This is a genomic window from Paraburkholderia sp. J69-1 (assembly GCF_905220255.1).
Lineage (GTDB): Bacteria > Pseudomonadota > Gammaproteobacteria > Burkholderiales > Burkholderiaceae > Paraburkholderia.
Window position 1 is genome coordinate 126,522 of sequence record NZ_CAJMZG010000025.1, and the last position, 11,011, is coordinate 137,532.

General features: G+C 63.6%; 13 protein-coding genes. 3 read left to right on the forward strand and 10 right to left on the reverse strand.

Features of this window, described 5'->3' with window-relative positions:
* Positions 1 to 147 precede the first annotated feature (147 nt).
* The 6 genes from U5A67_RS34180 to U5A67_RS34205 form a co-directional block, all read right to left on the reverse strand.
* A complete protein-coding gene (locus U5A67_RS34180) occupies positions 148 to 843 on the reverse strand; it encodes a CoA pyrophosphatase (RefSeq protein ID WP_321817778.1) in 696 nt (231 codons plus the stop codon).
* Positions 844 to 929: 86 nt separating this feature from the next.
* Complete coding sequence (gene rplS, locus U5A67_RS34185) at positions 930 to 1,328, reverse strand: 50S ribosomal protein L19 (protein WP_027817360.1); 399 nt, start codon at positions 1,326 to 1,328, stop codon at positions 930 to 932.
* Between the two features lie 154 nt (positions 1,329 to 1,482).
* Entirely contained in the window at positions 1,483 to 2,250 is a 768-nt protein-coding gene (gene trmD / locus U5A67_RS34190) for a tRNA (guanosine(37)-N1)-methyltransferase TrmD (RefSeq protein WP_205984251.1), read from the reverse strand.
* 34 nt (positions 2,251 to 2,284) lie between these two features.
* Positions 2,285 to 3,037, reverse strand: a complete 753-nt coding sequence (rimM, locus tag U5A67_RS34195) for a ribosome maturation factor RimM (RefSeq protein WP_321817779.1) — start codon at positions 3,035 to 3,037, stop codon at positions 2,285 to 2,287.
* 76 nt (positions 3,038 to 3,113) lie between these two features.
* Complete coding sequence (gene rpsP / locus U5A67_RS34200) at positions 3,114 to 3,374, reverse strand: 30S ribosomal protein S16 (RefSeq protein ID WP_205984253.1); 261 nt, start codon at positions 3,372 to 3,374, stop codon at positions 3,114 to 3,116.
* 47 nt (positions 3,375 to 3,421) lie between these two features.
* Positions 3,422 to 3,796, reverse strand: a complete 375-nt coding sequence (locus U5A67_RS34205; RefSeq protein ID WP_321817794.1) for a hypothetical protein — start codon at positions 3,794 to 3,796, stop codon at positions 3,422 to 3,424.
* A gap of 25 nt (positions 3,797 to 3,821) precedes the next feature.
* Here U5A67_RS34205 and U5A67_RS34210 point away from each other — a divergent pair, with 25 nt between their 5' ends.
* Positions 3,822 to 4,823, forward strand: coding sequence for a PQQ-dependent sugar dehydrogenase (locus tag U5A67_RS34210; RefSeq protein WP_415767998.1), 1,002 nt, complete (start codon positions 3,822 to 3,824; stop codon positions 4,821 to 4,823).
* A 131-nt stretch (positions 4,824 to 4,954) separates the two neighbouring features.
* Entirely contained in the window at positions 4,955 to 5,425 is a 471-nt protein-coding gene (locus tag U5A67_RS34215; RefSeq protein ID WP_205984255.1) for an NINE protein, read from the forward strand.
* 12 nt (positions 5,426 to 5,437) lie between these two features.
* On the opposite strand, the gene U5A67_RS34220 is transcribed toward U5A67_RS34215, so the two are convergent.
* Positions 5,438 to 6,604 carry a PA0069 family radical SAM protein gene (locus U5A67_RS34220; protein WP_321817780.1) on the reverse strand — a complete coding sequence of 389 codons (1,167 nt, stop codon included), beginning with the start codon at positions 6,602 to 6,604 and terminating at the stop codon, positions 5,438 to 5,440.
* A gap of 134 nt (positions 6,605 to 6,738) precedes the next feature.
* Positions 6,739 to 7,227, reverse strand: a complete 489-nt coding sequence (locus tag U5A67_RS34225) for an Lrp/AsnC ligand binding domain-containing protein (protein ID WP_027817365.1) — start codon at positions 7,225 to 7,227, stop codon at positions 6,739 to 6,741.
* A gap of 178 nt (positions 7,228 to 7,405) precedes the next feature.
* On the opposite strand from U5A67_RS34225, the gene U5A67_RS34230 reads away from it, so the two are divergent.
* Positions 7,406 to 8,692 (forward strand): D-amino acid dehydrogenase, encoded by a 1,287-nt coding sequence (locus tag U5A67_RS34230; RefSeq protein ID WP_205984257.1) that lies wholly within the window; start codon positions 7,406 to 7,408, stop codon positions 8,690 to 8,692.
* A gap of 81 nt (positions 8,693 to 8,773) precedes the next feature.
* Here the strand turns inward: U5A67_RS34230 and U5A67_RS34235 are convergent, their stop codons facing one another.
* Together U5A67_RS34235 and U5A67_RS34240 are read right to left on the reverse strand one after the other, a co-directional pair.
* On the reverse strand, positions 8,774 to 10,561 hold the full coding sequence (locus U5A67_RS34235; protein WP_321817781.1) for an acyl-CoA dehydrogenase: 1,788 nt from the start codon (positions 10,559 to 10,561) through the stop codon (positions 8,774 to 8,776).
* A 113-nt stretch (positions 10,562 to 10,674) separates the two neighbouring features.
* On the reverse strand, positions 10,675 to 11,011 hold a 337-nt coding region (locus U5A67_RS34240; protein ID WP_321817782.1), incomplete at its 5' end, for an electron transfer flavoprotein subunit alpha/FixB family protein.

Below are 11,011 nucleotides of genomic sequence, written 5' to 3' on the forward strand. Positions count from 1 at the left end.
GGTTTCAGGGGCTTTCTGAAAATTTGTTGCAACGATATCACAGGGCCAGATGTGCCAGAGCGTCGAGCGGCAAAGACGCAACAACGTCGTAAGATTGCGGCGAGAATCGGCAATATCGCGGGATAAATCTCGTGCGCTCAGGTGTGTTCAGGCGAGCAGAAAGCGATAGAAGTTGCGCAGCATGCCGGCGGTCGCGCCCCAGATAAAGTGCGACGTGCCCACCGCCCCGGCGCCCTCGCCCTGTTGCGGATACGGCATCGCGAAAAAGCGACGCTCGCCGCCTTCCCAGCGGAACAGCCGCACCTGATGATTCGCCGGGTTCATCAGAAAATTCAGCGGCACTTCGAAGATGCTCGCCACTTCGAGCGAGTCGGCGGCCAGCGAAAACGGTTCGTGCACGAGGCCCACCACGGGCGTTACGCGAAAACCCGTGCCGGTCAGATACTCGGGCAGCGCGCCCAGCACTTCGACGCGCGCGGGATCGAGATCGATTTCTTCATGCGCCTCGCGCAGCGCGGCGGCGACGGGCGTGGCGTCCGACGGTTCGCGGCTGCCGCCGGGAAAGCTCACCTGGCCGGCGTGATTGCTGAGATGGTCGGCGCGCTGCGTGAGCAGCACCGAAAGACCGGACGAACGCACCACGAGCGGCACCAGGACGGCGGCTTCGCGCGGATCGCGCAGATCGGTGAGACGGGATTCCTGCGGCTCCGGGTCCCAGGGCAGGCGCTGCTCGAAGCGCGCGCGCAGTCCGTCGGGCGTGAGGCGCCCTGCTGCGACCTGGGGCAGATCGGCGCCTGTCGATTCGATCGGGAGACTTTCGGGTTCAAATACTGGACGGATCAACGGCTGACTCAGAGTTCGGGCACAAGCGATTATTTTGCGGCCAAAAAGAAAAAAGCACCCCGAAGGGTGCTTCTTTCTTACAGCTTTTACGCCTGCTCTGCAGCCGGAGCAGCTGCGCGGTCTTTCGACACCAGCTTTTCCTTGATGCGAGCCTTCTTGCCCGACAGGTTGCGCAGGTAGTACAGCTTCGCGCGACGAACGTCGCCGCGGCGCTTCACTACGATGCTTGCCAGCAGCGGCGAGTACGTCTGGAACGTACGCTCGACGCCTTCGCCCGACGAGATCTTGCGAACGATGAACGCCGAGTTCAGACCGCGGTTACGCTTTGCGATCACGACGCCTTCGTATGCCTGAACGCGCTTACGCGTGCCTTCGACAACGTTCACGTTGACGATCACCGTATCGCCCGGGGCGAAATCGGGGATGGTCTTCTCGCCCAGCACGCGCTGGATTTCTTCCTGCTCGAGTTTTGCAATCAGATTCATGGATTGACTCCGTAAGCCATCTTGTCGGCGTTCGTACCCGTTGACGGAAAAACCGGCAACTACGGCCCCGATAGAGGATGGATTCACAACTGGCGCCGTTCACGCATGAAGCGGCGCCGCCTTTGGGCGCCTCGCGCCCTGCCCGCCCGAAGCTTTACGCTTCGTTCGCGCTCTTCGCGAGACTAGCGAGCCATGCCTCGTCGGCACGACTCAACATCTTGTTCTTGCGGGCCCGAGCGATCAGATCAGGCCGTTTTTGCCACGTGTTGCGCAGCGATTCGCGACGACGCCATTGCTCGATTTCCGCATGATGGCCGCCAAGCAGCACATCGGGTACACGCACGCCGTCGTATTCCTCCGGTCGCGTGTAATGCGGGCAGTCGAGCAGACCGTCCACGAAACTGTCCTGCACCGCCGAGAGCGCGTCGTTCAACACACCCGGCAGCAAGCGCACCACAGCATCCATCAGCGCCATCGCGGGCAGCTCGCCACCCGAGAGCACGAAGTCGCCAAGGCTGACTTCCTCGTCCACGTAACGGTCGACGAGACGCTGGTCGATTGCTTCGTAGCGCCCGCACAGGATCACGAAACCGGGTTCCTGGGCGAACTGCACGGCGCGCTCGTGCGTGAGCGGCTTGCCTTGCGGCGACATCAGCAGCACACGCGGAGCGGCTACGCCCTGCTCCGACTGTGCGGCCTTTGCTGCGCCGATCGCTGCTTCCAGCGGTTTGGCCAGCATGACCATGCCGGGTCCGCCGCCGTACGGGCGATCGTCGATAGTGCGGTAATTGTCGGTCGTGAAATCGCGCGGATTCCACGTACGCAACGTGTAACGCTGCTGTTTGGCTGCCCGGCTGGTGATGCCCCAATCGGTAATCGACCGGAACATCTCGGGAAAGAGCGTAACGACATCGAACTGCATCGCTCTCTCCGTTCAGCGAATCAGCACAGCAGGTTTAATAGTCGGCTTCCCAGTCGACGACAATGCGTTTCGCCGCCAGGTCCACCGTCTTCACAAATACGCCGACAAACGGGATCAACCGTTCGCCGGTGTCGGGTTTGCCGTCCTTGCCCGTTTCCGGGTACTCGATGCGCATCACCGACTGCGCACCGTTGTCGATCAGGTCGGCGACCTTGCCCAGCTCCACGCCCGTCTCATTGACGACGTCGAGACCGATCAGGTCGACCCAGTAATACTCGTCGGCTTCCGGCGCAGGGAAATCGGCGCGGCTCACGTAGATGCGCGCACCGCGCAGAAGCAGAGCAGCGTCACGGTCGGCGATGCCGCCCAGTTGCCCGACGACGGAATCGCCGTGCACCTTGGCGCTCAATCGCACCGCGGAATGACGCTCGGGATGCTCGCGGCCCTTGAGGAGCCACCAGCGCTTCGCCGCCAGCAAGGCTTTGCCGCCTTGCGCGTGCGGCGCGATCTTCAGCCCGCCTTTAAGGCCATAGGCTTCGATCACGGCGCCAACTTCGACGGCATCGGCCGGCCAGCTCGCCGGAGTTTCGGCTCGCAAACCTTCGGCGGCAGCCGAAACCTGCGAACTGGGCGCGCTTTCGCGCGCCGGCGTTTTACGTACTGACGGCACGAACGCACCGAAAACCGGTGCGGACCGTGCCGCGCGTCCGCCAGCCTTGCCACTGTTCTGCGGCGTCACTGCGCCCGTAGCCTTGGCGTCCGCTTTTGCGTCGTCATGCTCGGGCATGGACAAACCTCGCAGCCAGCTTGAAATCGCACACGCGGCTTACGCTGCGCGCACGGGGGTAAAACACGTCAAAGACTTAAGCAGCCGGAGCAGCAACAGCCTTTTGCGCTTCCTTCACGAGACGGGCAACTGCCGGCGACATTTGTGCGCCGTTTTCTTGCCAGTACGTCACGCGATCTTGAGCGATGCGCAGCGTTTCACCCTTGGTAGCGACCGGGTTGTAGAAGCCCACGCGCTCGATGAAGCGGCCGTCACGACGGTTACGCGAATCGGTTGCGACGATGTTGTAGAACGGGCGCTTCTTCGAGCCGCCGCGTGCCAGACGGATGATAACCATACTAGAATCCTTGAAAACCGGGGGTTCGGGACTACTGAAACATGCGATTATAGCCCGAAAGCAATGGCATAACAAACACTTAACTGAAAACTGCGCAGCTCAACCAGAAAGGCCGCCTGAAAAACGGCAAGGAAGGCGACGATGCAAGGCGATCGAACATCGGCTGAAAACTCCGCCGTGCGGCCGGGTGCGACGGCGGCACAGCGGCCATGGACGCGGGTTGCAGCACGATTCGGGCGCTTGATCGACTGGCTTCGCCCGACGCTCCCAGCAGCTACGACCGATGCGGCCCCCGATCGGTCGACGTGTGGTTCGCACGCATCGTCGGCTGCCGTTCGATGCGCGGCGAGCCTCTTAATCGCGTTCAGCACCTTTTTTAGCGCCCCGCTCGCCCACGCCGCCCCGCCCATCGAGCGCATCAAGCTGCCGCCGGGCTTCCATATAGCAGTGCTCAGCGACGACGTCCCCGCCGCGCGCGAAATGACGCTCTCGCCCCACGGCATTCTGTATGTGGGCAGCATGGACGGCCGCGTCTACGCGCTCGAACTGCGCGACGGCAAGCTCGTGAAGCGCCACGTGGTCGCCAGCGGTCTGACCATGCCGGTCGGCGTGGCCTGGCGCGACGGTGCGCTTTATGCCTCCGCGATTTCGTCGATATTGCGGCTCGACGCCATCGACACCCATCTCGACGATCCGCCGAAACCGGCCTTGGTCACCGACCAGTTGCCCAGCGAGCGCCATCACGGCTGGAAATTCATCGCCTTCGGCCCGGACGGCAAGCTCTACGTGCCGCAAGGCGCGCCCTGCAATGTCTGCCTGCCCGCCAGCGACCCGCAGCGCACGCATTTCGCGATGATCGGCCGTATAGACCCGGACGGCTCGCACTACGAAACCATCGCGCGCGGCGTGCGCAATACGGTGGGCTTCGCCTGGCATCCGCAGACCCACGAGTTGTGGTTCACCGACAACGGCCGCGACATGCTCGGCGACGATATCCCCGACGACAAGCTCAATCGCCTCGCACATCCGGGCGAGGATTTCGGCTTTCCTTATTGTCACGGCGGCAACGTGAGCGACCCGGAGTTCGGCCGGGATCATCCGTGCAGCAGCTTTACGCCGCCGGTCGCCAGGCTGGGCGCGCATGTGGCGGCGCTGGGCATGCGCTTCTATACGGGTGCGATGTTCCCGGCCGCGTATCGCAACAGCATCTTGATCGCCGAACATGGCTCGTGGAATCGCAGCCGCAAGTCGGGCTATCGCGTGGTGCGTATCTCCGCCGATACCGATGGCGCACATGCCCATCAGGAAGTCTTCGCCGAGGGCTGGCTCAATCCCGACGATACCCAATGGGGCCGCCCCGCCGATGTGCTGCCGCTGCCCGACGGCTCCCTCTTGATCAGCGACGACTACGCGGGCGCGATCTATCGCGTCACTTACGCGCAGCCTTGATCGGGCGGCGCAAGCTGTTCCGGGCATAAGGCGCAGCATCTGCTGCAGCGCGGGCGCCGCACGTACAATGACCCGCGGGCCGAGACAGCCCGCTCTACATGTACGTGCCGTCCGAGACAACCCGCCAGCTCATGTCCAATCAGAACAATCCCGCACGCTTTCGCAACAAAACGCTCACTGCCGCTCTCGCCTTTCTGCTGGGCAGCCTCGGCGCTCATCGCTTCTATCTGTATGGCCCGCGCGACGTGTGGGGCTGGGCTCATATCGCCGGCACGCTGCTCGGCATTCCGGGCGTGATGCTGCTCGTCGCCAGCGAACGCGCGTCGATTCCCGGCTGGGGCCTGGCGGTGATCGGCGCGGTTTCGCTGCTGTCGGCGTTTCTGGCCGCGATCGTCTACGGCCTGCGTCCCGATGCAAAGTGGGACGCGCAGTTCAACCCCGCCTTCGCCGGCAAGCGCGCGAGCGGTTCGGGCTGGACCGTGATCTTCGTGGTGATCTTCTCGCTGCTGATCGGCGCGTTCCTGCTGATGACCGGCCTCGCGCTGTCGTTCCAGACGTACTTCGAATCGCAGGTGGAAGCGGCCAAAGCGATCTCGCAGTAACGCGAAGCCGCGTTAGAACAGGTCGAGTTGCGGCTTGTCGCGCACGGTCTTTTCGCGCATGAACTCCGACATATCGAGAATGCCGTGACGCCGCTCGTTGAGCCCGAGCCGCTTCACGGCCTGATGAAAGCGCTGCTTGAGCAGATCGGCCCATAGCCCCGTGCCCTTCATGCGCTGCGAAAAATCCGATTCGTAATCCTTGCCGCCGCGCATGTCGCGCACACGGCTCATCACGCGCGCCGCACGCTGCGGAAAATGCGCTTCCAGCCAGCCCTGAAACAGCGGCGACACTTCCCACGGCAGACGCAGCACGATATAGCTCGCGCTGGTCGCACCTGCCTCGGCGCAGGCTTCGAGCACGCGCTCCATATCCGGTTCGGTGACGAACGGAATCACCGGCGCGATGCTCACGCCCACCGGAATGCCCGCCTGCGCGAGCGTGCGGATCGTGCGCAGACGGCGCGCAGGCGTGGCGGCGCGCGGCTCCAGCGTGCGCGCGATATCGGCGTCGAGCGTGGTGATGGTGATGGCGGCCATGAACTGCCGGCGTTGCGCCATGGGCGCGAGCAGGTCGATATCGCGTTCGATCAGCGACGATTTGGTGATCGCCGCGAACGGATGCTGATGCGCGGCCAGCACTTCGATCACGCGGCGAGTCAGACGCAGATCGCGCTCGACGGGCTGCCAGGCGTCCGTATTGACGCCGAGCGCGATGGGCTCCGGCTCGTAGGACGGCTTGCCGAGTTCGCGCGCGAGCAGTTCGGGCGCGTTGATCTTCGCGTAAAGACGGCTTTCGAAATCCAGCCCCGGCGACAATCCCAGATAACTGTGCGTGGGCCGCGCGAAGCAGTAGATACAACCGTGCTCGCAACCGCGATACGGATTGAGCGAAACACTGAACGGAATATCGGGCGACTGGTTGCGCGTCAGAATGCTTTTCGCGCGTTCGTCGAAGACCTGCGTGCGTAGAACATCCGCCGGGCCTTCGTCGTGCGCTTCGCCCTCTTCAGACTCTTTGGGCGCCTCGTGCAGCCAGCCATCGTCGAAGGCTTCGCGCTGATCGACTTCGTAGCGCCCTTGCAGGTTCGTGACCGCGCCACGCCCCTTGCGCGGCGCAGGCGGCGCAACGGGATACCAGGTTTCGGGTTCGGGCTCGCGTTCGGATTCCGGGGTGTTCACGGCTCAAGGTACAAAGCGGTTAAGTACTGTACAAATATACAGTACTTAACCGCTTTGTCGAGCAGGAAAAACAGGGCCGAGGCGCGCTACCTGCCGCGTTGTTCGTCTCGTTGTTCGCCTCGTCGTTCGTCTCGTTATTCGCCGACCGCAATCGTCAGCGTTTCCTTGATCTCTTCCATCACCACATAGCTCTTCGACTGCACCGCGCCCGGCAGTTGCAACAGGATATCGCCGAGCAGTTTGCGGTAATCCGCCATCTCGCCGATGCGCGCCTTGATCAGGTAATCGAAATCGCCCGATACCAGATGGCATTCGAGCACCTCGGGAATCTTCTGCACTTCGCGGCGGAACTGGTCGAACATATTGCCGCTCTTGTGATCGAGCGTGATCTCCACGAACACCAGCAGCGCCGCCCCCAGCACGTTGGGATTCACGCGCGCGTAGTAGCCGGTGATGACGCCGTCGCGCTCCATGCGCTTGACGCGCTCGATGCAGGGCGTCACCGACAACCCCACCTGCTCGGCCAGGTCTTTCATGGCCATGCGGCCGTCTTCCTGGAGCAGTTTCAGGATGCGGTGATCGAGCCGGTCGAGTGCGCGAACCGGCTGACGCTGCGTTCTCATGTTTTTTTCCTGAAAATCTGAAAAATACAATAACAAAATCTGGACGTTGAACAATAGCATAGTCGATATCACTGGCTACATCCGATTTTTCATGCCTTGCGCGCTGCACACGCCCCAAACAGGCGTTCCAGCCCGGCAAAGCGGCGTAGCCCAAACAAATCTAACTGGTGGAGCAGCTATGCGAGTCGTCGTGTTGGGCAGTGGTGTGGTCGGGGTGGCCAGCGCCTGGTATCTTGCCCGCGCGGGCCATGAAGTCACGGTGATCGACCGCGAAGCCGGTCCGGCGCTGGAGACGAGCTTTGCGAACGCCGGCCAGATCTCGCCGGGTTACGCGGCGCCGTGGGCCGCGCCGGGCGTGCCGCTCAAGGCCATCAAGTGGATGTTCGAAAAGCACGCGCCGCTGGCCATCCGCCTCGACGGTACGAAGTTCCAGCTGCAATGGATGTGGCAGATGCTGCAGAACTGCACGGCCGAGCGCTATGCGCTCAACAAGGGCCGCATGGTGCGTCTGGCCGAATACAGCCGCGACTGCCTGCAGGCACTGCGCGCCGACACCGGCATCCAGTACGAAGGCCGCACCGGCGGCACGCTGCAGGTGTTCCGCACCCAGCAGCAATTCGACGGCGCGCAGAAAGACATCGCCGTGCTCAAGGACGCGAACGTTCCGTACGAACTGCTGACCCCGGCCGAACTGCAACGCGCCGAACCGGCACTCGCCGCCGTCTCGCACAAGCTCACCGGCGGCCTGCGTCTGCCCGGCGACGAAACCGGCGACTGCCAGCTCTTCACCACGCGCCTCGCCGCCATGGCCGCCGAACTTGGCGTCAAGTTCCGCTACAACACGCCGATCGACGGTCTCGTCATGCAAGGCGATCGCGTCGCCGGTGTGCAGTGCGGCGCTGAAGTCGTGCGCGCGGATACCTACGTGCTCGCACTCGGCTCGTTCTCGACGAAGATGCTCGCCGGTCTCGTGAAGATTCCGGTCTATCCGCTCAAGGGTTATTCGATCACCGCGCCTATCGTCAACGCAGGCGCCGCGCCGGTTTCGACCGTGCTCGACGAAACCTACAAGATCGCCATCACGCGTTTCGACGACCGCATCCGCGTGGGCGGCATGGCCGAAATCGTCGGCTTCGACAAGTCGCTCAAGCAGGCGCGCCGCGAAACGCTGGAAATGTGCGTAAACGACCTGTTCCCGGGTGGCGGCGACACGTCGAAGGCCAGCTTCTGGACCGGCCTGCGCCCGATGACGCCAGACGGCACGCCGATCGTCGGCCGCACGCCGTTCTCGAACCTGTTCCTGAACACGGGCCACGGCACGCTCGGCTGGACCATGTCGTGCGGCTCGGGCCAGTTGCTCGCCGACCTGATCTCGGGCAAACAGCCCGCCATCAAGGCCGATGATCTCTCCGTGCATCGCTACCTCGGCGAAACCCGGGGCGAGCATCGTCCGGCTTACGCCTGACGCGAGCTTCAAGCAGTTGTAGCGAAAACGGCGGCCCGTTCACACGTGCCGCCGTTTTTGTTTGCGCGACGCGAAATCAGCTCAGAACTGATCCTCGGATAGCGCGAGCACGCCTTCCGCACCCTTCGCGCTGACGATGCCCGCTTCCAGCGCCACCGCCTGCGGCAGCACATGTTCGGCGTAGAACTGCGCCGTGGCGATCTTCGCGCCGTGGAACTTCGGATCGGCCTGCATGAGACGTTGCGAAGCGAGCATCGCACGCGCCATCTGCCAGCCGCCCAGCACCACGCCCGCGAGCTTCAGATACGGCACGCTGCCTGCGAACACGGCGTTCGGATCGCGCTTCGCATTGGCGAGCACGAAGTCGACCGTCGATGCCAGCGCCTGCTGGCCCAGCGCGAGATGCTTCGCCATCGACTTGAACGCCGCGCCTTCCTGCGCGCCAAGCTCGCCGATCGTCTGAGCGATCTCATCGAGCAAGGCCTTCACCGCCGCCCCGCCGTCGCGCAGCGTCTTGCGGCCGATCAAGTCGTTGGCCTGAATCGCCGTGGTGCCTTCGTAGATCGCGAGAATGCGTGCGTCGCGATAGAACTGCGCCGCGCCGGTTTCCTCGATGAACCCCATGCCGCCATGCACCTGCACGCCGAAGCTCGTGACGTCGTTCGCCAGTTCCGTGCTCCAGCCCTTCACGATCGGCACGAGGTATTCGTAGCGCGCCTGATGTTGCGCGCGCCGCGCTTCGTCGGGGTCGCGATGCGCGCGGTCGCTCTCGCCCGCCGCCACGTAGGCGAGCGCGCGCGCCGCTTCGGTCAGTGCGCGCATAGTGGCGAGCATGCGGCGCACGTCCGGGTGATAAATGATCGTCACCGCCGCTTTCGCCGAGCCATCGACAGGCCGGCTCTGCACGCGCTCCTTCGCATAGGCGAGCGCCTTCTGGTACGCGCGATCCGACACCGCCACGCCCTGCATGCCCACCGCGAAACGCGCGGCGTTCATCATGATGAACATGTATTCGAGGCCGCGATTTTCTTCGCCGATCAGATAGCCGGTCGCGCCGCCGTTGTCGCCGTATTGCAGCACCGCCGTCGGGCTCGCCTTGATGCCGAGCTTGTGTTCGATCGAGACGCAGTGCACATCGTTGCGCGCGCCGGGCGTGCCGTCCTCGTCGATCAGAAACTTCGGCACGATAAAGAGCGAAATGCCCTTCACGCCTTCGGGCGCGCTGGGCGTGCGCGCCAGCACGAGATGGACGATGTTCCCCGCCATATCGTGCTCGCCCCACGTGATGAAGATTTTTGTGCCGAAAACCTTGTACGAGCCGTCGGGCTGCGGTTCGGCGCGCGTGCGCACGGCCGCGAGATCGGAACCGGCCTGCGGTTCGGTGAGATTCATCGTGCCGGTCCACTCGCCCGAAATCAGCTTCGGCACGAAGCGCTGTTTCTGTTCTTCGCTGCCCGCCGTGAGCAGCGCTTCGATCGCGCCATCGGTCAGCAGCGGACACAGCGCAAACGACAGATTCGCCGCGTTGAGCATTTCCACACAGGGCGTGCCGACGAGCTTCGGCAAACCCTGTCCTTCGTATTCCTGAGGATGTTGCACGCCCTGCCAGCCACCCGCCACGTATTGCCGGAACGCATCGGCGAAACCGGGCGTCGCGTGGACCGCGCCGTTGTCCCAGCGGCTCGGGTTGCGGTCGCCTTCGGCGTTCAGCGGCGCGAGCACTTCACCGCAGAGTTTCGCGGCTTCGTGCAGCACGGCTTCGACGGTCTCGGGCGTGGCGTCCTCGGCGCCGGGCAGCGCGGCGATCTCGCCCAGTCCCGCGAGTTCCTGCATGACGAACAGCATGTCCTTGATCGGTGCGTCGTACATATCGGTCCTCCCTGTCTACGTGATTCCGATAATGAAAAAGGGGCGCTAGAAGCGCCCCTTTCCGGTATCAGACGTCATGTGATAACACGCGTCTGCTGTGCGATATCCGCGATTTAGCCGAGCTCTTTGACGAGTTCCGGCACAACCGTGAACAGATCGCCGACGAGGCCGTAATCGGCCACGCTGAAGATCGGCGCTTCTTCGTCCTTGTTGATCGCGACGATGACCTTCGAGTCTTTCATGCCGGCCAGATGCTGGATCGCACCCGAGATGCCGACCGCAACGTACAACTGCGGCGCGACGATCTTGCCGGTCTGACCGACCTGATAGTCGTTCGGCACGTAGCCCGCGTCCACTGCTGCGCGCGATGCGCCGAGTGCGGCGTTGAGCTTGTCGGCAAGCGGTTCGAGCACTTGCGTGTAGTTCTCGCCGCTGCCCAGACCGCGGCCG